15 protein-coding genes and 1 pseudogene are annotated in these 23,839 nt (G+C 38.3%); 7 read left to right on the plus strand and 9 right to left on the minus strand.

Annotated elements, in window-relative coordinates:
- Positions 1-20: 20 nt before the first annotated feature.
- The 3 genes from ACQFX9_RS25990 (at position 21) to ACQFX9_RS26000 (ending at position 8,419) form a co-directional block, all read left to right on the plus strand.
- Complete coding sequence (locus ACQFX9_RS25990; RefSeq protein ID WP_427159443.1) at positions 21-1,025, plus strand: hypothetical protein; 1,005 nt, start codon at positions 21-23, stop codon at positions 1,023-1,025.
- A gap of 179 nt (positions 1,026-1,204) precedes the next feature.
- Positions 1,205-6,985 carry an AAA family ATPase gene (locus ACQFX9_RS25995; RefSeq protein ID WP_427159444.1) on the plus strand — a complete coding sequence of 1,927 codons (5,781 nt, stop codon included), beginning with the start codon at positions 1,205-1,207 and terminating at the stop codon, positions 6,983-6,985.
- A gap of 33 nt (positions 6,986-7,018) precedes the next feature.
- Positions 7,019-8,419 (plus strand): AAA-like domain-containing protein, encoded by a 1,401-nt coding sequence (locus tag ACQFX9_RS26000; RefSeq protein ID WP_427159445.1) that lies wholly within the window; start codon positions 7,019-7,021, stop codon positions 8,417-8,419.
- Positions 8,420-8,525: 106 nt separating this feature from the next.
- On the opposite strand, the gene ACQFX9_RS26005 is transcribed toward ACQFX9_RS26000, so the two are convergent.
- The gene (locus ACQFX9_RS26005; RefSeq protein WP_427159446.1) at positions 8,526-9,452 is read right to left on the minus strand and encodes a hypothetical protein; all 927 of its coding nucleotides are present in this window, start codon (positions 9,450-9,452) and stop codon (positions 8,526-8,528) included.
- 564 nt (positions 9,453-10,016) lie between these two features.
- Here ACQFX9_RS26005 and ACQFX9_RS26010 point away from each other — a divergent pair.
- Positions 10,017-12,233, plus strand: coding sequence for an AAA-like domain-containing protein (locus ACQFX9_RS26010; RefSeq protein WP_427159447.1), 2,217 nt, complete (start codon positions 10,017-10,019; stop codon positions 12,231-12,233).
- A 152-nt stretch (positions 12,234-12,385) separates the two neighbouring features.
- Here ACQFX9_RS26010 and ACQFX9_RS26015 read toward each other — a convergent pair whose 3' ends face one another.
- From ACQFX9_RS26015 to ACQFX9_RS26025, 3 genes are all read right to left on the minus strand, one after another.
- Positions 12,386-13,252 carry a sulfite exporter TauE/SafE family protein gene (locus ACQFX9_RS26015; protein WP_427159448.1) on the minus strand — a complete coding sequence of 289 codons (867 nt, stop codon included), beginning with the start codon at positions 13,250-13,252 and terminating at the stop codon, positions 12,386-12,388.
- A gap of 2 nt (positions 13,253-13,254) precedes the next feature.
- The gene (locus tag ACQFX9_RS26020; protein ID WP_427159449.1) at positions 13,255-13,788 is read right to left on the minus strand and encodes a rhodanese-like domain-containing protein; all 534 of its coding nucleotides are present in this window, start codon (positions 13,786-13,788) and stop codon (positions 13,255-13,257) included.
- Positions 13,789-13,916: 128 nt separating this feature from the next.
- Positions 13,917-14,606 (minus strand): MBL fold metallo-hydrolase, encoded by a 690-nt coding sequence (locus ACQFX9_RS26025; protein ID WP_427159450.1) that lies wholly within the window; start codon positions 14,604-14,606, stop codon positions 13,917-13,919.
- Between the two features lie 121 nt (positions 14,607-14,727).
- On the opposite strand from ACQFX9_RS26025, the gene ACQFX9_RS26030 reads away from it, so the two are divergent.
- Positions 14,728-15,081, plus strand: a complete 354-nt coding sequence (locus tag ACQFX9_RS26030; RefSeq protein ID WP_427159451.1) for an ArsR/SmtB family transcription factor — start codon at positions 14,728-14,730, stop codon at positions 15,079-15,081.
- Between the two features lie 222 nt (positions 15,082-15,303).
- Here the strand turns inward: ACQFX9_RS26030 and ACQFX9_RS26035 are convergent, their stop codons facing one another.
- Positions 15,304-16,278: an SPFH domain-containing protein gene (locus ACQFX9_RS26035; protein WP_427159452.1), complete on the minus strand. Its 975-nt coding sequence runs from the start codon at positions 16,276-16,278 to the stop codon at positions 15,304-15,306.
- 93 nt (positions 16,279-16,371) lie between these two features.
- Entirely contained in the window at positions 16,372-16,806 is a 435-nt protein-coding gene (locus ACQFX9_RS26040) for an NfeD family protein (protein ID WP_427159453.1), read from the minus strand.
- 237 nt (positions 16,807-17,043) lie between these two features.
- On the opposite strand from ACQFX9_RS26040, the gene ACQFX9_RS26045 reads away from it, so the two are divergent.
- The gene (locus ACQFX9_RS26045; RefSeq protein WP_427159454.1) at positions 17,044-19,095 is read left to right on the plus strand and encodes a protein phosphatase 2C domain-containing protein; all 2,052 of its coding nucleotides are present in this window, start codon (positions 17,044-17,046) and stop codon (positions 19,093-19,095) included.
- A gap of 139 nt (positions 19,096-19,234) precedes the next feature.
- Here ACQFX9_RS26045 and ACQFX9_RS26050 read toward each other — a convergent pair whose 3' ends face one another.
- Positions 19,235-21,025, minus strand: a complete 1,791-nt coding sequence (locus ACQFX9_RS26050; protein ID WP_427159455.1) for an ABC transporter ATP-binding protein — start codon at positions 21,023-21,025, stop codon at positions 19,235-19,237.
- 212 nt (positions 21,026-21,237) lie between these two features.
- Between ACQFX9_RS26050 and ACQFX9_RS26055 the strand changes: the two are divergent.
- Positions 21,238-22,127 (plus strand): annotated as a pseudogene (locus ACQFX9_RS26055) (DUF2887 domain-containing protein).
- 57 nt (positions 22,128-22,184) lie between these two features.
- Here ACQFX9_RS26055 and ACQFX9_RS26060 read toward each other — a convergent pair.
- A complete protein-coding gene (locus ACQFX9_RS26060; RefSeq protein WP_427159456.1) occupies positions 22,185-23,231 on the minus strand; it encodes an iron-siderophore ABC transporter substrate-binding protein in 1,047 nt (348 codons plus the stop codon).
- A 232-nt stretch (positions 23,232-23,463) separates the two neighbouring features.
- A complete protein-coding gene (locus ACQFX9_RS26065; protein ID WP_427159457.1) occupies positions 23,464-23,838 on the minus strand; it encodes a DUF1636 domain-containing protein in 375 nt (124 codons plus the stop codon).
- Position 23,839 lies beyond the last annotated feature (1 nt).

A 23,839-nucleotide genomic window follows, 5' to 3' on the forward strand; every position in this document is an offset into this window, starting at 1 on the left:
ATTTGCCAAGGGGAATAAAAATGCACACATTTACACGAGAACATTTGGAGAATTTGAAAAATCTGTTTCCCAATTCTCCCATGTCACATCATCCAGTCAGTGCGAGGAAAAATGAATCTTTAGATCCAGAAGAAACATTATTTCAAATACTGGCGATCACAGAAGAATTTGGTAGTACAAAGAAGCAATTAGTCTATGGTTCTAAAAAAGACCTCATTGCCTACTATCAAATTGACGAGAATAATTTACCCACAGCAGGAACAGAAGTTGACCCAGAATTTGTCACTACTGATGATCCAAGATATTCCGCAGTTAGGTTTTTATTACAATGTCGTCAACTTTCTCAGATTATGTCGTGTACATGGCTAGACGATCAAACAATTCAAACCTCTGCACAAAAAACACAAATAGAGTTAGTCAGAGAAATATTTAATTCTTACAATATCATCCCTGATACCTATTGGCTGGAAAATCATACAGGAAACTTGAAGTTAACACCTATAAAATCCCAGCAATTACGTAAAAAGATCATAGACTTGGAAAAAAAAGATGAATATTTAATTCATCCTGAATATGTAAGTTATGGTTCAATATCCTTATCTCTCCTATTAAGTGGGCAGGCATACTATCAAGACGGAAATCAATGGAAACAACTTTGGAGGTCTATTCTAAGCACCTACGAAACAATTTGGGAATATGCTTTAGATGTATCATGGGATACTTTTTATGCTAGTAGAGTAGACCTTTCCCAAACTGGTTATCCAGCTAGACCTCCCTACACAAAAGTGACTCTAGGCTATCCTCCTAGACCTTCTGAATTTAGCCTCAAACAAACAGACATTCAAAGATGGGCTGGAGCGCAAGAAACAGCACAAAATGGGAAGAAAAAAGGCCAGATAGAACTGCCATTTTATCCTGAAAGATACAAAGATCAAGATCAAGGTATAGAGACTGAAGATTGGCAACAGAAAAAACTAAAATTTGTTGCTTCTCCCTATCCCTACATTCCCCTCAGCACTACTTGATTTAACTTAGTCAAGATTGCTTTTCGGTGATTAATCATGTAATTAGTATACAGTAATATACAAGTAGGTTGTGTAAATTCAGCAATCTGCTTGCTTTTTTATTCTAGATCCAGAGATATTTTATGTAAGGAATCAACATAAAATATGCTTTTATTTCATTGTAATTAATTAAACCTAATATGCCTGATTATCAAGATATACTGCAAAATGAATACCAAATTAATGAACAAATATATGAAAGTGCTTGTTCATTAATCTATCGAGGCACCATTAAACTTGAAAATCGACCTATTATTCTTAAAGTTCTGAAGGAAGATTATCCGACTCCCTCAGAACTGACACGATATCAGCAGGAGTATGAAATCACGCATTCTATTAACCAAGAAAGTATTATTAAAGCCTATGATCTGCGAAGATATAAAAATAGTCTAGTCATATTATTAGAAGACTTTGGAGGAGAATCATTAAAAATTCTCATATCGAAACAAAGATTGAATTTAGAAGAATTTCTGAGCATTGCTATTAAGATTACTGAGAGTTTAGCAGCTATTCATGCAGCTAATATTATTCATAAAGATATTAACCCATTCAATATAGTTTATAACCAGAAAACAGGACAACTCAAAATTATTGATTTTGGCATTTCTACTAGTCTCCCTCAAGAAAATCGTCAAATTTGCAGTATTAATCAATTAGAGGGAACTTTAGCTTATATTGCCCCAGAGCAAACCGGTAGAATGAACCGAGGTATAGATTACCGAAGTGATTTTTATGCTACAGGTGTCACTTTCTATGAACTGTTAACCAATCAACTTCCTTTTGCAACTAATGACCCAATAGAATTAGTTCATGCTCACATAGCACAATATCCCAAGCGACCTGATGAAATAAATTCCACAATTCCTTTAACAGTAGCTAATATTGTCATGAAATTATTAGCGAAAACTCCAGAGGAACGATATCAAAGTGCATTGGGAATTAAAGCGGATTTAAAAAATTGTCTTCACCAACTCAAAACTCAGGGAAAAATTTATGACTTTCCTTTAGGTAGTCAAGACGTATCAGATAAGTTTCATATTCCTCAAAAACTCTACGGACGAGAACAAGAAATCATCCAGTTATTAACAACCTTTGAGCGAGTTTGCCAAGGTAACACTGAAATGATACTGCTTTCTGGTTATTCAGGTATTGGTAAATCTGCCTTGGTTAATGAAATTCACAAGCCTGTCACCAGCAAGCGAGGATATTTCATTACAGGTAAATTTGATCAATTAAAGCGAGATATTCCTTATGCAGCAATTACACAGGCATTTCAAGATTTAATTCGTCAACTATTGTGTGAATCCGAAGCTAGGTTAAAAATTTGGAAAGAGCAAATCTTAGCAAGCTTAGAACCGAATGCTCAGATCATCATTGATGTGATTCCTCAGCTAGAACAGATAATTGGTAAACAACCTGCTATTGAGCAATTAGGAGCAACAGAAGCTCAAAATAGATTTAAATTATTTTTTCAAAAATTCCTTCGTGTTTTTAGCACAGAGCAACACCCGTTAGTGATATTTTTAGATGATTTACAATGGGCGGATTTACCATCTCTTAAATTAATTGATTTACTAGTAACAGATCAAGAGAGTCAATATTTATTAATCATAGGAGCTTATAGGGATAATGAAGTAAGTCCTACTCATCCTTTAATGATTACACTGGAGCAAATTAATCAGGCAAAGGCAAAAACTAGTTATATCAGTCTTCAATCCCTAAAGACTGAACACATCAATCAATTAATTTCTCATACTCTGGGATGTTCAACAGAAGAAGCAGTATCTTTAGTAGATTTAGTTGCTCAGAAAACTAATGGCAATCCGTTTTTCTTAAATCAATTACTGCAATCTTTATATAGAGATAAACTTTTATTGTTTGACAAGTCTCAGGGGTATTGGCAATGGGATATCGAACAAATAAAACGAGTCGGCATAACTGATAATGTAGTTGAATTAATGGTTGGTAAAATTAAAAACCTATCGCCCGACACTCAAAATGTTCTTAAACTAGCTGCTTGTGTTGGTAATGTATTTGATTTAGAGGTTCTCTCATTAGTTAATAAAAAATCTCCCACATCTACAGCTACAGAACTACAGCAAGCAGTCCAAGCCGGATTAATTGTTCCCCTCAATGATGAATACAAACTTCCACTACTTTGGAATTATGAACAATCAATGACTCATGTTGCGGAAGTATCTGAAACTTTACAACATAAGTTATCTAAGAATATTCTCTACAAATTTTTACATGACAGAGTACAGCAAGCAGCTTATTACCTAATTCCCAATGACACAAAAAAATCAGTTCATCTTGAAATAGGTCGCTTGTTAATTAAAAGCAGTCCAGAAGAAAAACTAGAAGAGAAAATATTTGATATAGTTAACCAAATTAATGAAGGTTCTCAACTGCTTGTTGAACAATCAGAAAAAGACGAGTTAGCTAGATTAAATATGCAGGCTGCTAAGAGAGCAAAAGCATCAACAGCTTATGATACAGCTTTGAGGTATTTAGAAACTGGTTTAAAACTACTGGCATTAGATAGTTGGCAATATAACTATCAATTCACTTTGGAGATTCATTTAGAAACTTTAGAAGCTCTGTACTTAAATAGTAAATTTGACAAAATAGAGGTTTTATCTAAAAAAGTTGAGCAATCAGCTAATAACCTGTTGGATGTAATTAAATTATATGAATTAAAAATATTGTCTTATTTTGCTCAGTTTCAACTCCACAAAGCTATTGATGTTGCCTTAGAAGTTTTGCAGCAATTAAACATCACAATTTCTAACCATGTTATTAAAAACTTTAAAGTAGAAAATAGGATTAAAGAGGAACAACAAAGCATCAAGAGTATTTTAAAAGAAAGGTCTATTGAAGACTTGGCTGATTTACCTATGATGGACGACCCTTATCAAATGGGGGTGATATTAATCTTGCAAACTGTGATGAGTGCAACATGGACAACAAATTTTGCCTTATTTGTTGAAATTGTTTTAATTCAGCTCAATATTTGTATTCAATATAATAATCCTCCCTATGCTCCTGGTATTTATAGTTCCTATGGAATGCTACTCTGTGGACTAATCAATGATATTGATTCTGGATATAAATTTGGTAAAATGGCTCTCAAATTATTAGAGAAATCCATTAGTCGCCGTTCAGAGTGCTTAGTGATGCACTCATATTATGCTTTTATCTGGCACTGGAAAGAACTGATAAATAAACAAGCAGCACAACAACAATTATTAAATACTATTAAACAGGGTATAGATATAGGAAATAATGAATATGTCTGCTATATCTCTATGGACTATTGCCTCATCAGATTTTTTGGAGGATGTCATCTGCAACAGTTAGAAAAAGATTATGTAAAATATCATAAATTAATTGACAAATTCAATCAAGAATATTCTAAAAATTACATAGAAATTTGCCAAAGTATTGTCACAAATATAATCGCTGAAGATAAACATGATTGCTTATTAATTGGTAATTCTCAAATACTAGAAACCCAAGCTATCCAAAAATATCGAGAGGAGAAAAATAACTGGCTATTATTTATTTACTATTTCGGCAAGAATTATCTATTCTATTTCTTTAAAAATTATACGCAAGCTTTTGAAAATGCTATCCAATGTCAGAAATATCTAAAAGATTGTAGTGGTTTTTTAGTTAGTCCTCAATATAATTTTTATGCTTCCCTCGCATTTATTGCCCATTGTTATCAATGTGATGATGAGCAGCAAAAAGCATTAATTAAACAAGTAAATAAAAATCAGGAAAGTATGAAATTATGGGCTAGTCATTGCCCAGAAAATTTTCAACATAAATATGATTTAGTTGCTGCTGAAAAAGCCCGTGCTTTAGGAAAAACTTGGCAAGCAGAAGAACTTTATGAGCAAGCTATAAAAGGTGCGAAAAAATATGAATTTCTTCATGAAGAAGCACTGGCTTATGAACGAGCAGCAGAATTTTATTTAGCTATCGGTAGGGAAGAAATCGGGCAGTTATATTTAAAAAATGCACACCATTGTTACACTCTTTGGGGAGCTAAAGCCAAAGTAAAACAATTAGAAATAGAATATCCCCAGTATCTTACTATCAATACAAACCAAGAAACAACTAAAAGCTTCAGCCCCACTATCTCCACAACTGGAGGTGATGGCAAACTACTGGATTTAACCACAGTCATTAAAGCCTCTCAAGCTTTGGCAGAAGAAATTATTCTTGACAAATTGTTGGCAAAGTTAATGAAAATGGTGATTGAGAATGCCGGCGCGCAAACAGGCTTTTTGTTGCTGCATTCTCAAGAACATTGGGTGATAGAAGCGATCGCCACCACATCTGATATTATAATACAATCTATAACAGTAGATTCACTAGATAAATCCACACAAAAACCCCTGCTATCATTTGCTATCATCAACTACGTCGCCCACACCCAAGAAAATGTAGTGCTTGATGATGCTACTCAAAACGGACAATTTACCCGTGATCCCTACATTATCACCACTCAGCCTAAATCTATTCTCTGTACACCTCTCCTCACCCAAGGCAAATTAAGCGGTATTGTCTATTTAGAAAATAATTTAGTCACCGGAGCATTCACATCAGATCGTGTCCAAATCTTAAATATTCTTTCTAGCCAAGCTGCCATCTCCATTGAAAATTCCCGCCTCTATGCCACACTAGAAGAAAAAGTACAAGAACGTACCCAAGAACTTACACAAACTCTAGAAATTCTCAAAGCCACTCAAGCCAAATTGGAATTTGAAAATGCCCTGCTCAAAAGTGGTGAATCAACCTCAGATTATGATTATCAAGTAGGTGGTAGTTTACCAATTGATGCACCTACTTATGTAGTGCGATCGGCTGATCGTTATCTCTACAAAGCTTTAAAAAGTGGGGAGTTTTGTTATACCCTCAACACCAGACAAATGGGTAAATCTAGTCTTATGGTGCGGATGATGCACCACTTGCAACAAGAGGGTATTGCTTGCGTAGCCATTGATATGACTCGCATTGGCAATGAAAATATTACCCCAGATCAGTGGTACAAAGGTCTGGCTGTGGAACTTTGGCAAAGTTTTGATTTACTAGGGAAGGTGAATTTAAAAGCCTGGTGGCAAGATAAACTAGATATTTCCCCTGTACAGCGATTGAGTCTGTTCTTTGAAGAAGTTTTGTTACGGGAAGTGACACTACCAGATAGTGATGTATCACCACAAATTATCATCTTCTTTGATGAAATTGATTGTGTGTTGGGTTTAGATTTTTCCGTCAATGACTTTTTTGCCCTGATTCGCTCCTGCTATAATCAACGCAATATCAACCCAGAGTATCAGCGATTGTGTTTCGGTTTATTTGGAGTGGCTACACCTGGTGATTTAATCACCGACTATCGCAAAACCCCGTTTAATATTGGTCAAGCGATTCATTTGCGTGGCTTTCAAATGGACGAGGCACAACCCCTGTTGCTAGGATTGACTGACAAGGTGAGTAACCCCCAAGCAGTGTTGAAAGAAGTTTTATTCTGGACTAACGGACAGCCATTTTTAACTCAAAAAATTTGCCAAATGATTCGCACTGCTGCATCCTCTATCCCTGCCAAAACAGAAAAAGCATGGGTAGAAAACCTAGTTCATAGCAATATTATCGCAGATTGGGAAGCCCAAGACGAACCAGAACATTTAAAAACTATACGCGATCGCATCCTCAAAGGCGATCGGCAACCCACCAAAATGCTAGACCTATATCAGCAAATCCTAGAATTAGGACAGGTCAATTCTGTGGATAGTCTAGACGAACGAGAACTGCTCTTATCCGGCTTAGTAATTAAAGAACAAGGTGCTTTAAAAGTCCACAACCGAATTTACGAATTAATTTTTAACAGTCGTTGGATTGAATGTTATAGATAATAGAATATAGCAGCTTTTGGGCTAACAATTGTCATGACTTTTAACTTGGACGCAGCAATTAACATCGCTAATCAAGCAGTGTTTACAAAGTTTTCCAGAAAGTTAAGCGATGTCGAAATCATTGTCCTCAAAGGTTCTTGGGCAAGAGAAGAGTATGATCAAATTGCCGCTAAACATCAATATTCCACCAGCTATATTAGTCAAGACGTTGCACCCAAGTTATGGAAATTATTAACAGATTCTCTGGGAGAAAAAGTCAGAAAGAGTAATTTTAAGGAAGCATTGAAGCGCACATGGGAACAAAGATTTTGGGATCAACAGTTGATGGCGACAGATTACTTATCAGTTCCCGAAATCAGCACCGCTAACAGTCAAAATCACAATAGCAATTTACTAGAAACTGTTGCGCCTACCTATTTAGTCTCAGGTCAAGAATTTTATGTCAGTCGTTCTCCCCTAGAATCACTATGTTATGAAACCCTGCTGCAACCAGGTTCTCTCATGCGAATCAAAGCACCCAAACTGATGGGTAAGACTTCCTTGCTAGAGCGATTATTAGTGAAAGCAGCACAGCAGGGTTATCGCACAGTTAGCTTTAGTTTGGAGATGGCAGATCGCAAAACTCACTTTACCAACCTGAATAAATTTCTGCGTTGGTTTTGTCTTAATCTCAGTCGAGAACTCCGCCTACCTAATCACATAGATGAATATTGGGATGAAGAAGGTATTGGTGCTAAGGTCAGTTGCACGACTTATTTAGAAGAATATCTCCTCACTGATGCTGATAGTCCTCTAGTTTTATGTCTAGATGATGTCGATGTACTTTTCCCCTATCCTGAAGTTTACGAAGACTTTTTCGGGTTATTACGTTCTTGGTATGAGAAAGCTAGAAGTCGTCAAAACTGGAAAAAACTGCGCCTAATTATCGCTCACGCCACCGATGTTTATATCCGCCTCAACATTAACCAATCACCTTTTAATGTTGGCTTACCAATTGAATTACCAGAATTAACTAAAGAAGAAGTGCAAGTATTTGCCGCACAATATGGGTTAGGAAGAGGTGTGACTTTTGTAGAACCATTAATGCAATTGGTGGGTGGTCATCCTTATCTGTTGCAACAGGCATTTTCCCACCTGATTAGTTATCCCAATATTACCCTAGAAAGATTATTAATTGAAGCTACAACAGACGCAGGTATCTATCGCCATCACCTCAGAGAATATTGGTTGAGTTTACAACAAGAACCAAAACTTTTAGCAGCATTCCAAACAGTAATTGCATCCAGTAAACCAGTGCAATTAGAAGCATTATCAGCTTATCAGTTACAGAGTATGGGTTTAATCAAGCTAGTCGGCAATGAAGTAGAACCCCGTTGTCAACTGTATCGTAATTATTTCAGTGACATTTTGCGGACTCAAATGAATTTAAATTAGTGTTTCTGAAGGGGGGACAAAATAAACTGCGAATTGCGAATTGCGAATTGCGAATTGCGAATTGGTTTAACTAGGTTCAACCACTAGATTTGACTCTAAGGATAGATTATCTCACTGTAATTTTATATCTAACTTTATAGTCACCAGTAGACCGACCTAAACCGGTTTCCATCATCCTCCAGTCATAAATAGTTTCTCCAGGCTTCAGGTCTTGCACCATAATTGTGTGTGTCTGAATACCTAACCTTTCATCCTTGTCCCAACCTGCAAATTGATTCAGTCCCACTAAGACAATATTTACTAAAGCACCAGCTATCAATATGGCCACTGTATTAACTATTGTCCGAATAGCTGTCCTGGCAATACCCAGCCAGACTAGGTATTGACTCCAATCTTTTGTAAAATCCTCACTATATGCTGCCATTTCTAAATATATGGCAGAATTGGTTTTGACATCAGCATCAAACACAACGAAAGGGATTGGTTGAGTTTGACCGTGGCTAATCGCAACAGGTTTAGTTAAGACAGGCTTGGCTTGTTTCGTATCCAATGTAGATGTCTGGGTATCAAAAACTGTCACGCCACCCAGAATATAAATATCGTCTACATTGGTAGGATTTTCTGTATTACTACAGTAAACATCAAGTATTTCAATGGTGACATGAGATGAAGTCTGAGGAGGAACTTGGGGTTGGCGGTCAGTAGTGACTGTGTATGTCAAAGTATAATCTGCTCCTTTGGTAAATTTAGCAATGCCAAAATTAACATCCAGACCACCTACCTTAAATTCACCCAAAAAGTAATTAGGATCGCGCCATGATGGCTTATATTCATCCCATAACTTGATTGTTGCATCTTGACTAAAATTAAATGATTTACCTAATAGCCAGGTGTCTCCCGCTTTCATATCTTTTTTAATTTGACTGCGCTGTTGTCCGTCAGTGAAGATTTCTAAAAGAGTTTCATCGCCGCCAAAATAGTCTTCGGCTTTATCACATCTGAGAGTATGGAGAATAATTTTACGAGTAGCCATATTACATACTTACCCTGTAAATTTTGTTATGAATTTCGTCTGGTTTTTACTAAAGATAATTCGATTTAGGAATTTGATTTAAGTTTTTGTTTTGGTTGGTAAACGTAAGAAGTTGTTTGAAAAGTCTTTTCATGATGTCTCAAATCAGTTGAGATTCCTCTAAATCCCCCTGACAAAAGGAGACTTTGAGGCTTATTCCTCCCATAAAAAGGGGGTTATACCGAATTGGGATAGGTAGTATTGTTTCGAGATTCTGGAAAAGGCTGAGAATCTAGGCTTTTAATCCAAAATCCACAATCCCAAATCCAAAATTGGTATGAGGGAGGATCTGAATATAATTACAGTCGTAGCCGAACACTTTTCAAACACCTTTTAATTATCTTCTATGAGTATCCTTGGTTTTTGTGATCAATAGTTGAGTTAAGATCAGTAATTTTAAGATTTGCTTAACTCTAGACGATTTAGTTAAATTCAGGTAAATTCAGGTAAACTCAGGTATTCAAAACCTGAAAACCATGTGAGAATTAATACTGAAGCAGGTTTTAGCCGTGTAAATTCCTACCAATGTTTGCAAACTTTAATACCACCTATCGGTATCAAGCAGGTGGTAGTCTCCCACCTGATGCACTTACCTATGTGGTGCGACAGGCTGATACTGAACTTTATGAAGGTCTATTAGCTCTTGAATATTGCTATGTTCTTAATGCTAGACAAATGGGTAAGTCTAGCTTACGAGTCCGAACGATGAATAAGTTACAGACTCAGGGATTTATTTGTGCTGAGATTGAGTTAAGTGGAATAGGTAGCCAGCAAATTACAGCTTCTCAATGGTACGGAGGGATTATTCAAGAGTTGGTAAGTGGTTTTCAACTCAAAATCAATCGCCGTAGTTGGTTGAAAGAACATGATGATCTATCTCCAATTCAGTGTTTAAATAAATTTATTGAAACCGTCTTATTGACGCAAATTCAACAGAAAATTGTAATTTTTATCGATGAAATCGATAATGTACTGGGGTTAAAATTTTCTACGGATGAATTTTTCGCCCTCATTCGACACTGTTATGAAAATCGAGCCATTAAACCAGCTTACCAGCGATTATCGTTTGCTTTATTAGGAGTAGCTTCACCTTCAGATTTAATTCAAGATAAACACTATTCTACTCCTTTCAATATTGGTAGAGCTATTGAATTACAAGGCTTTAAAATCCAAGATAGTGAACCTTTACTACAAGGATTTATAGGTAAAATTGACAATTCTAAAGCAGTATTAAAAGAGGTGTTATATTGGACTAATGGACAGCCATTCCTGACTCAAAAGCTGTGTTGGCTAATTGTCAATTATTGCAATCATCATCCAGATGCTTGTCCAAATCAAGAGGATGAAGTAGCCAAATGGGTAGAAAAAATTGTCCACACCCAAATCATTAACAATTGGGAATCTCAAGACGAACCAGAACATTTGAGAACCATCCGCGATCGCCTGCTCCGCAATACACCCAAAAGCCAACAATTACTGCAAATATACTATCACATTTTACAACAGGGAAAAATTCCAAACCAGAATTCTCCTGAGTATCTAGAATTGCGCTTATCTGGTCTGGTATCCCAATTTGAAGGAAATTTAATAGTTAAAAATCCGATTTATGCCAAAATATTTAATCTAGATTGGCTGCATCAACATTTGTCAGTAAACATTACTGAATTACCAACAATCAACAGTCTTAATAAGTCCTTAAATCACACTGAACAGACAATTAATGTTCCCTCTTATCCCAGTGGTGCAGTACCTATTGATTCTCCATTTTACATAGAAAGAACTGCTGTAGAATCACAAGTATTTGAAGCAATTAGAAAAAATGGTGCATTAGTCAGGATTAAAGCACCTAGAGAGATGGGTAAAACATCTTTACTGCTAAGGACTTTGGACTATGCAACACGACAAAATTATCAGACAGCTAGCTTAAATCTAGAACAAATTGATGATGCAATTTTAAGCGATTTGAATCGGTTTTTGCGCTGGCTATGTGCTAATGTCACCCGTCAATTGCAACTTGAATCTAAATTAGATGATTATTGGGATGAAGATATTGGGAGTAAGATTAGTTGTTCCCTCTATTTCCGCAACCATATATTAAAACAAATCAAAACTCCTTTGATTTTATCTTTAGATGAAGTGCAATTCATTTTTGAACATCCTATAGTAGCCAAAGATGTTTTACCTTTATTTCGTTCATGGTTTGAAGAAGCCAAAAGAGAACCACTTTGGCAAAAACTCAGATTAGTTATAGTCCACTCAACAGAAATTTATGTCCCCTTGCAATTAAAGCAATCTCCCTTCAATGTAGGACTACCAATTGAATTAACTCACTTTACCCTTGAGCAAGTACAACAGTTAGCCGAACGCTACGGACTCAATTGGAATAATAGCCAAGAAGCAACAGCTTTAATGGCTATGGTGGAAGGACATCCTGCATTAGTACACATGGCTATTTATCATCTCAGTCGTGAGGAAATTAGCTTTGCTCAATTTCTCGATACAGCAACCACATCAAACGGAATTTATTCATCTCACTTACAGCGACATCAAGCTGTCTTGCAAGAACAGCCAGAATTAGCAAAAGCATTAGATATGGTGGTTAATGCTCAAGAAGCAATATCATTAGATCCAATTACAATTTATAAACTCAGTAGTATGGGACTAGTGAAACAGTTAAAAGATAAAGTAGTACCCAGTTGTGAATTATATAGGCGATATTTTAGTTTGCAGGGGAAAATATAAGGAATGGGGAATGGGGAATGGGGAATTGCTTTTATCTTATTTGCATCACTTTATCGTAAATCCAAGGGTTTAATACCCCTACGTCTATACGTAGCATATTTTCAGTGGGGGTTGAAATCCCCGAATGAAAATGTCTTTAATTTTGAATTTTGTTAGCGCAGCGTTAGCGAGTCCGCGAGCGTCATTTTGAATTTTGAATTGTTAATGGATGCGGTGTTTTTTGGTGCGTACCATTGCCAAAAGGTATAGCGATTTTGAAATAATACTAATGTGGCTACAGCTAGTAGAAAATAACCAAAACTCTTTTGTAACCGCGTCGCTGGAACGAATTGAGATAAATAACTACCATACACCGTTCCGATACTAGCCGCCAAGATAAAAGACAGCATTAAACCCCAGTCTAGGGTAACGTGTCCTAAGTAACCAATAAAGCCAGCGATCGCATTCATGATAATAATCAATAATGAGGTGCCGATCGCGGCTTTCATGGGGACTTTACCGAGTAACACTAAGGCCGGAACAATCGCAAATCCCCCACCTACACCGACTAAACCCGTCAAAGTCCCAACCACAATTCCCTCACTCATCAACCACAACCAGCAATATTTACAGACTGGTGGTGGATAAGTCCCAGTATCATCTGTTTTTTGTTGGCGTGCGCTACGCCAAATCATGGCGATGCTAGCCACTAACATTAATAACGCAAACAGTAACATCTGCATAGCATCGCTAATAAATGGTAGGGTGGCTAACTTCGCGCCGAAAAATGCACCTAGCATCGTAGCTGCGCCAAAAATAGCGGCTGTCTTCAACCAAACATTTCCGGCGCGCCAGTGGGGTATTAATCCCAGTATGCTGACTGTACCAATGATTACCAGAGTCATGGCGATCGCATTTTTCGGCGCAATCCCCATGACATACACTAATACAGGTAAAGCCAACACCGAACCACCACCACCCAACAACCCCAAGCTAATACCAATGAAAACAGCGAGTAGATGACCGATAATCCACGTCATAATTAACCCATCCGTTGGTTATAGGGTAGTTTCGCCAGTAACATCCCCATTGCACAAGTATTTGTCACCCCAGCAAAGACTAATCCACTACCCACAAAGCCACTCAATATTAAAAACCAAGGTGAGACAAATGCACCTAATAAAGTTCCTGTAACTACTAATGAACCTGCAACAATTTGCACTTGTCGCATGATACTAATTGGCGCACGCGGATTAATTTTGGTGGGTAAACCTGCGGCTTTCCAAGTTGGTAATCCACCCTGCAAATGATAGATATTGTTCATGCCGGCGGCGATGAGTTTCTTACCAGCTTGAGCAGAACGATTCCCTGAACGACAATATAAAACTATGGGTTTTTCCTCTGAGGTAATTTGTTGGGGTTGCAAATTAGACAAAGGAAGTAACTTGGCTTCTGGGATATGTTCTTCGGCGTATTCTGAAGGTTCACGCACATCAATTAATAAGATGCTGTTGTAATCTAACCACTGTTTGAGTGTAGCTGCATCAATTTCTGTCAATTTTGCTGTTTGAATCATAATTATTCCTTGTGAATTATTGAATTTTGTAGCTTGCTTCTCTTACGAGATGCTACCGCGTTCGCAAAAGGCATTCTCGGAGAGTACCCATAGGGTATTTTTAATTTTTAATTTTTAATTTTTAATTGTTAAGCTGCTTGTCCACACCGTTGATTAGCTGGAACTGCTTCCATAATTTTTTGCGGATTGGGAAGATTCAAATTGTTCATTAAGGTGATAAAGTCTGTGCGATCGCGTCCGACAAATCGCGGATTAAATTGTTTCTCTTCGCCAATGGTAGAAACCATGTGTCCCCGATAATCATGTCCAGGGTAAACAAGGGTGCTATCAGATAGGGTGAATAACTTCTGGGTGATACAGTCATAAAGCGCGCCTGCATTCCCACTTTGAAAATCTGTACGTCCACAACCGCGAATCAGCAGGGAATCTCCCGTGAGTAAATGGGTGTTGTTGACTAAATACGCCACATGACTATCAGTGTGTCCCAAAGTGGCGATCGCCGCAATTTCTACTAACCCAATTTGCAATACTTCTCCATCTTGGATTTTTCTGTCAGCACAAGCCGCATTTGCACCAAACGGCACAATATTTATACATCCTGTTAACTCACGCAATTTCCCCGCACCGGTAATATGATCAGCGTGTAAGTGGGTTTCCAAGCAGTAACCTAGCTTCAACCCTAATTCTGCAATGAATTTTTGGTCGCGTTCCACTTGTTCTAATACAGAGTCAACTAAAACTGCTGTTTTACTGGCTTCATCGGCAATTAAATAGGTGTAGGTACTGGTTTCTGAGTCAAAAAGCTGGCGAAAGAACATGATGAGAACTCCTGAGAAAATATCTGTGGACTTGTATCTACTATGCTACTATATAGTAATATAATTTAGCCATGTTACAATACTGAATGTCAAGAAAAAATTTACTGAACTTAATTGCACAATGCTCGAATCCTCCACCATTGCACTCACACCTGTTGCAGAGTATTTCAAAGTGTTATCTGAGGTGAGCCGCTTACAAGTCTTGTGCGCGCTTAAGACAGGTGCTAAAAATGTCACAGAAATCATGGAAATTACGCAACTTAAGCAAGCCAACGTTTCCAAGCACCTACAAATTTTGGCGCAAAAAGGCATCATCAAGCGTCAACCGCAAGGTGTAAGTGTATACTATGAAATTGCTGATCCGATTATTTTTGATTTGTGTGAATTAGTGTGTCAAAGTCTGACTGTGCGTCTAGCAGAACAATCAGAACAAATCAAACAATTAGAAAATAGTGCTTTAAGTAAGTCGATATAAAACCAATTCGCAATTCGCAATTCGCAATTCGCAATTCGCAATTCGCAATGGACTAACGTCCCGCTACGCTAACGCAATGGATTTCTCTCCGAGACGCTCCGCGAACAAAAAAGGACTAAAGTCCTTACTACAAACTAATTAAATAAGGGTGCAAATACTTGCACCCCTAAAAAATCATCCTACTAATTATCTTGCATTTTGAATTACAGCAAAGCGACTTGACTAACGTCCATTAACTATTGAGTCAGTGGGATTATCTGCAACAATTGAACGGATACCTTCTAAAGTAGCGGGAATAGTGCGGGGATCAATAAACATTACCTTGCTACTATCGCTCTTGCCGATGATAGCACCCATATCAAGATAACCCAAAGCAAATAATACCTCTAATGCTTGGTTCGTAGTAGAATTTGAGTTAATTTTTTGGGCAATAATTTCTGCTGATTCTGCTATAGCTTGAGCTTTCAGCACTTGCTGTTGACGTTCTGCTTGTGCTTTTAAAACTATGGCTTTTTGTTCGGCTTCCGCTTGTAAAATCACAGATTTTTGTCTAGCTTCTGCATCTAAAATTTGTGCTTCAGCTTTACCTCTAGCACTATTAACTGCTGCTTCTCTTTCACCTTCAGAATTTAAAATTGCGGCTCTTCGGCGGCGTTCTGCTGACATTTGTAATTCCATAGATTCCCGCACCGCTTGAGATGGGATAATGTCTCGCAGTTCTACCCGTGTCACCTTTACGCCCCAAGGATCAGTAGCAATATCCAAGTCTCTTAATAAAATTTCATTAATTTGAGCGCGCGCAGTGAAGGTTTCATCTAATTCTAATTGTCCCATTTCGGCGCGAATTTGAGTTAACACTAAATTCACCATTGCTGAATGAAGATTTTCTACCTTATACCAGGCTTTTTCCATATCAACAATCCGCCAATAAACCACCGCGTCTACTTCAATACCTACGTTGTCACGGGTAATACATTTTTGGGGTGGAATATCTAAAACTTTTTCCCGAATAGTTTCTCTGTAGACAATTTTATCTAAGAAAGGCATGACAAAATTTAGGCCAGGTTCGAGTTTTTTGTTATAGCTTCCCAGTCTTTCCACTAAAGCTTCATTCCCCTGGTTGATGACTTTCACAGAGCCAGCCACAGCAGAACCACCCAAGCCCAAAAATACCAGTAAAAGAAGTTGTTCAAACATTTATGAATACTCCCAAATATTTAAATCAAATTTGAAACCAATAACCCATAACTAATAACTAATGACTAATGACTAATGACTAATAACTAATGACTAATGACTCCTTAATAAATTTTCCGGCATCACAATCAATGTAGTCCCTTCCCTTCTGACTACATAAACCTTTTCATGAGATGCGATCGCAATTTTTTCATCGTCGCATAACGCCCGCCAAGAATTGCCTTCGTACAGCACACGCCCTGTCTTACCAGCAGGAATTTCCGTTAACGTCTCTGCTGTCACCGCATCTTGAATTTTTGACTTGCGTCGTCGTGGCTGTAAAAATCGGCGAGAAAGCGCAGTCAATAAGCTAGAAATTAGCAGCCAAGCTACAACTTGCATCCACAACGCCAACCCGAATTGAGAGAGTAACGCCACAATTAAGGCACTAATCCCCATCATAAAGGCCACGAAAGCCGATGGTAGAAACAGTTCTGTCAAACATAAAACTGCTCCTGCCATCAGCCAGATTAAGGTAGAAATTGGCATATCGCCATCCTAGACACTACAGTTACAACATAAACTTCTCAATATCTGAGATTAGATACATATCGACACTAGCGGCTTACAGAAAAATTGACGATCTTTAGTAAATAATTGTGATTAAATTCAGTAACAACCTGTAGCCAAATGTGTATAAGTCCAGTCTATTCTAGCTTTCAAGTCTTTGGCAGCTAAATTTAATTACAATTCACTCCTTCGATTTATTTTTAAATTAATAATTTTATGATTTCTACTGAGCAAGTTATTTTTTGTATAAATCCTCACTGTGATAATCCGATAAACTCTCTAGGTGATACTGTCTGTGCCAGTTGTCAAACTCCCCTGGTTTATCGCTATCTTTGGGCAAGTGGGGCATTAGCAGCAAACATTAAACCAGGTATAAAAGTTGCAGATAGGTATGAAGTCATAGTGCCTCAAGTTTGGCTAGACACTCAACCAGGGCGATCGCCAATTGTACCCCCAGAACTGCCACCAGCCATCATCCCCTATCTGCGCTTATATCCAGAGCGTTTACATCTCCCCCAAGTTTATGGATTTGTTCCCTCCGAGGAGGCAGGTCAAGAGGATATCCTGTTATTAGATAATGTCCCCATCGACAAACAGGGGAATCTTTACCCGTCTTTGAATGTCGCCTGGGATGAGGCTAAACCAGTGAGACAAGTTTACTGGCTCTGGCAAATCCTCCAACTGTGGACACCTTTATCGGAATTGGGACTGAGCCAAAGTTTACTGATCCCGAATAATTTGCGAGTTCAAGGTTGGTGTGTACGACTTTTGGAACTCTACACCAATATCAACACCGCACCACCCACGTTACAGGATTTAGCCCAGAGTTGGCAGTCTCTAATTACTGCCACAGACACCCCAATCACTACCGCATTAACTAATATTCTCCAACAAATGAGTAACTCGGCAGTGGAGTTAGACACCATTACCACCCAACTCAATGCTTTATTACTCTCGACAGCAGCAGAATTACCCTTAACGCTCCAGGTTTGCGGTGCAACAGATACGGGGATGCGACTCACACAAAATGAAGATACTTGCTTTCCGCAAAGTTTAGAACATCTCCATGATTCCTTAATTCCAAAATTGTCAATTGTCTGCGATGGCATTGGTGGACATCAAGGCGGTGAAGTTGCTAGTCAATTAGCAGTGCAGTCTTTAAAATTGCAAATTCAAGCTCTCATGGCAGAGATAGCCCAAGAATCGGAGATCATCACACCCAAATTATTGCAAGAACAGCTAGAAACTTGTTTACGAGTAGTTAATAACTTAATTAGCTCCCGCAACGATGAACAAAAACGCCAAGGTAGAGCCAGGATGGCGACGACTCTCGTCATGGCGTTGCAAGTACCGCAGAGAGTTTCCACACTATCGGGAGTGAAGTCAGAGAACGCCCACGAATTATACTTGGCAAGTGTGGGTGATAGTCGTGCTTACTGGATAACTCGCGACTATTGCCAACAACTGACAGTAGATGATGATGTGACTGCGAGGGAAGTCCGTTTAGGAAGGAGCTTGTATCATCAAGCACTGCAAAGACCAGATGCCCAGGCTCTAACTCAAGCCTTGGGAAGCCGAGATGCTGAATCGCTGCGTTTTGTGATTCAACGCTTGATTTTAGAAGAAGATGGCATATTATTGCTATGTTCTGATGGTTTGAGCGATCGCAATTTAGTAGAAAAATCCTGGCAAGATTACGCAGTGCCAATCTTAACAGGTGAACTAGCTTTGGCTGATGCCGTTCAGCAATGGATTGATTTAGCCAATCAAGAAAATGGCCATGATAATATTTCGGTTGTGTTAATTCTGTGTCGCCTCAGCAAAGATTATTTAGTCCCGATTCCTAAACCACAGCCACTAGCAGAGATTCCCCCAGAATCAAAAATACTCGACATTGCAGAAATCCCGCCGGATATCTCAGAACTCGCAGAAATCCCCCCTGAAATCTCAGATATCTCCACAATTCCCCCAGAGATATCAGAACCGGAAGTATCATCACTGGCAGAAATCGAACCTCAATCGGCTTTAGCCGCCAGTTCTCAAGCCTTGTTAGATTTAGAACTGAGCGCAGAACCCACTCCAACGCCCACCCCAGCCCCCGTCCGTCGCCGTAAACCTTGGTTAATGCTGGGCGGGCTGCTAATTGTACTCATGGGTAGTTCCGCCATAGCTTTATTTGCACTCTCGCAACTCTACCCACAAACTTTACAACAAATGTGTCAAAAATTACCTGCAAGAGTACAGCGATTATGTCCACCATCGCAGTAATTCCCTTGATGCTGTTCATTAGGGGTATAAGGGTGTAAGGGTGTAAGGGTTGAAGGTGTTGGTGTGAGTATGCACAAACGCTTTCCACCCATTGCTGTGGTGTAGGAGCAAGCGGGATTTTATCCAACGCTGTGGACTGTTAAAGCCCAGACTGTACACGCCACAAACTAGTATAAATTCCATCTAGGGCGATTAAATCTTCGTGTGTACCCTGCTCGACAATTTGACCATGTTCCATGACATATATGCAATGACTGTGACGAATTGTGGAAAGACGGTGAGCGATCGCAATGGTTGTCCGATTTACTGTAATCTTTTCTAAAGAGCGTTGAATTGCTGCTTCCGTTTCATTATCTACCGCAGATGTCGCCTCATCTAAAATCAAAATCGGCGGATTTTTCAACACTGCTCTAGCTATAGCAATACGTTGGCGTTGTCCTCCAGATAACTTTTGTCCTCGTTCCCCAACTATCGTTTCATAACCTTGGGGAAGTCGCATAATAAAATCATGTGCCTCTGCTACTCTTGCAGCATTAATAATGGCTTCATCCTGAGCATCAAAAGTACCATAGGCAATATTTTCTGCTACCGTACCATGAAATAAGAATACATCTTGACTAACTAAACCAATACTACGACGCAAATCATACAAATCCAACTTTTGAATATCAATGCCATCAATCGTAATTGCACCACTAGAAACATCATAAAACCGCAATAATAATTTTACTAAAGTGCTTTTACCTGAACCAGTAGAACCAACAATGGCAATAGTTTGCCCCGCAGGAATATGCAATGATAAATCTTTAATGATCGCGGTACTGTTGCGATAGGCAAAAGTCACATTTTTAAAATCAACCTCACCCCGCACCTGTTCCACCACTAAAGGCACATCTCCCGTAGTAATTTGGATAGGAGTATCTAATAAATCCATCACCCGCTTAGTAGAAGCCATTGCTCGTTGATAGTGGTCAAAAGTTTCTCCTAAAAACACCAATGGCCATAATAATCTCTGCACCAGCACCAGTAAAACACTGTAATTACCTATAGATATTTTTTGTGAATAAGCTGCCATTCCTCCCAAAAATAATAAAGCCGTAAACCCTGCTAAAACCAACATTCTAATTAAGGGGACAAAAGCGGCAGAAAGTTTAATGGCTTTGGTATTACTTTTTCTATAAGCTTCACTTTCCTCGGCTAATCTGGCATTTTCATAATTTTCTGCTGTGAAACTTTTAATTGTGGTAATTCCACTAATATTATTAGCCAGCCTTGCGTTGAGAAAACCAACTTTTTCTCTAACATCAGCATAACGAGGTTCGAGACGCTTTTGATATACCAATGAACCCCAAAGAATAAAGGGCATTGGTAACATTGCTGCCAGAGTAATATTAACTGGTAAGATGAAAAACGCCCCAACCATCAAAATTATCAAAGCAGTTGTGACTTGAATAACTTCATTTGCTCCCCCATTTAAAAAATCTTCAAGTTGGTTGATATCATCACTGAGAATTGACATCAAACCACCAGTACTGCTGTCTTCAAAATAAGCTGATTCTAATTGTTGTAAGTGATTGTACGCATCTAAACGTAAATTATGCTGGATATTTTGCGCGACATTGCGCCAAAGTCGGTCATAAGCGTACTGAGAAAGTGATTCAAAAACCCAAATAATAATGGTAATTAATGAAAGTGCAGCAAATTGCCATACTACCTCTTTAATCCCAAATTTAGCAATAACAGAATTTTGTTGTTGCACTAATATATCTACCGCAATACCCACTAACCAAGGTGGTGCTAAATCTAAAATGGTATTAATTACAGAATAGGTAGAAGCTTGGTAAATTTGTCCACGATATTTTTGTCCATATCGCAGTAGTCGTTGCAAGGGAGAGAGTTGATTTGATACTTGATGAAATTTAGGTGTCATTATCTGAAGGGAAACTTTAGGAATTTATTTTTTTAATTAATCATTACAAATGTAATTAACCAAAATACATATTCTACTATCTTTTAATATGTGATTTCTATCCAAAAACGGCAAAAAATTATCCTAAAATGGCAATTTATAAGTTACGTAGATAACACGTCTATGTAAAATCAGAACAAAAAGTTATGATATGGCAGTGCTGAGAATACTTTATGCGTCGAGATTCGATATTTTATAAATTATTTCAACAATCTCCTAGTTTGTTATTTGCATTATTGACAAATCCACCAAATAATGGAGATGAATATATATTTGATTCGGTAGCTGTTAAAGAACCTAACGGTTCGGCTTCGCTCACCGTTAGCCCTGAGCGGAGTCGAAGGGCTAATTTGAAATTGATGGGGTATTTCTACCACCACAAAATCAAAATCCGGGTGTAGTGTATTTCTGTGAGGTGCAGTTTCAAAAGGACGAAAGACTCTACGAAAGAGTATTTGCAGAATCATATTTGTACTTTTACCGCAACCGTGACAGGTTTAGTAATTTGCAAATCGTGATAATTTACCCATCCCGTAGTTTAGAACAAACTGATATTAATCCTTATCTCAGTCAACTGAATAGCCCCCAAGTAAATCGGATATATTTAGATGAGTTGGGTGATATTCGCTCCTTACCTGTATGGGTTGGGTTGATGGTGTTGACTACCCTAGAAGAAAATCGTGCAACCGAAGAAGCAAGGTATTTACTAGCTAGGAGTCAGCAGGAAGAACCTCAATCCCAAAATCGCGCCATAATAGAGTTACTGGTGACGATCATGGTGTACAAGTTTGAAGGTAAAAGCCAAAGGGAGGTAGAGCAGATGTTGGGTATTACACTGCAAGAAACACGGGTTTATCGTGAAATTAAGGAACAAGGACGTGAAGAAGGTGAAAAATTGCTCGTTTTGCGTCTATTATCCCGTAGAGTAGGAGAATTACCACAGGAAGTACGTCAGCGCGTTGAATCCCTGGCGTTGGAACAATTGGAAAATCTGGGTGAAGCTTTGCTTGATTTTACAAGTATGGCTGATTTACACGCTTGGTTAGAAGCACTTGAAAGCTAACTATATGACTCTTATTTAATGTTTGAAAAAAAGATGTAATTTAGAGTCTGAAAAGGCTTAATTTTGACTCACTGTTTTAGCCAAGGGTAATAGTTGCTTTTGTAAAGATTGCAGAGTAATCTGTGTACCACTGGGTGAAGGTAAGCCTAAACAAATATAAGTAGGAATAAAATAGACTCGGTTGTTTCTACTCGCACTTAGCGACTGAGCAATAGTGTTTGTTTGCCAAGACTTCTGCACAGATTGCAATTGAGTTTTGGTAAAACTAGTTGTATTTTTTATATTGCTTAACTCAACAATGTTATGTCCTTGGACAATGATTAAATCAGCATCAATTTGGGGTAATATTTCTACCGAAATTGGTTGAGTAATATTTATCGGTGTAGTGGTAGAAACAGTAGCCAGTTTAAATCCAATATCCTCTAATAAAGCCCCACAAAAATCTAGAGGAGTCACCAGATTGATTGATGAGTTGAGTTGTTCTGAGGACACCATCAGGACTTTTGGATAGGCTTTGACAACAGGTGCTAATGCTTGACGGGTTGTTGCTATTTGTTGGCGATGGGCTGCTATGATTTTTTTGGCTTGATCAGTGCGTCCTAATACTTGAGCGATCGCCTGTAAAGAATCTTGCCATTTATTGCCACCAACATAATCAAATAGCAATGTAGGCGCAATCTGTGATAATTGACTATATTGTTGCTGATTTCCCCGAATATCTCCCAAAATCAAATCTGGTTTGAGTTTGATGATACTTTCTAGGGATGGTTTGCTACTCATTCCCAGATTAGCAATTGGGTGAGTGATGCGATCGCCTAAATAGGGAATCTGCTGGCTAGGTTGATCAAAATCACCGCGACGATTGCTAAATATTTCTGCGTAGCCAATCGGCTGCACATCTAAGGAAAGTACAATATCTAACATCTTGGGATTAAGAACCACAATCCGTTGTGGTTTTCCACAAATCTGCGTTTCTCCCCCCAGATGTCGCACTGTTTGACAATCACCTCTGGGTGTGACGTGGGAAGATGAAATGTCAGACGGTTGGCGATGACAACCTAAAACTGAGACTAAAATTAAACAACTTAACAGCAATAATCGCACAATTACCCTCATCCTAAAAATTCACCGACATCAAACCCAAAACCGTGAATGGTTATTCGGGAAAACCTGTATGAGTGCGGCTACCAAATCCCCCCAGATGTTTGTATGTTAAACATCAAACATCTGTCAGAGTTGCGTTCAAAGTCATGAATTGCCTACACTAGTGATAATTAATAGCAATAATTTTACCATGAAGTTGAACGAGGATAATGCTAAAAAGAGATAATCGCCGCTAATCCCCAGGCGGAATTTGCGCGAAAATAGCAGCTTGTAACACTTCAGGTAATTTTTTCCAAGCTACGTTACCTTTGCGACTCTTAATATACAATTGCATAAATTCCAGTAATGATGCTGCGCTTTCTTCTGGAGTCAAATTGACGAAAAGATAGGTGGGTTTGTCTGGGTGGGAAGCAGCTACAACACAGCCGTGATTACAAGCCCACAAACATTCAACGGGTTTAATTTCTAGCTCATGAAATGACGATTCTTCACTACATAAATCGTTTAGTTTTTCAAGTAAAATATCACCATCAAAAGGGGGTTTTTCTGGTATTTCTTGAGAAGAACGGTGACAAGATTTGCAGACAAGTAAGTTATATTTCGGCATA

Source organism: Aliinostoc sp. HNIBRCY26 (genome assembly GCF_050235535.1).
GTDB lineage: Bacteria > Cyanobacteriota > Cyanobacteriia > Cyanobacteriales > Nostocaceae > Trichormus.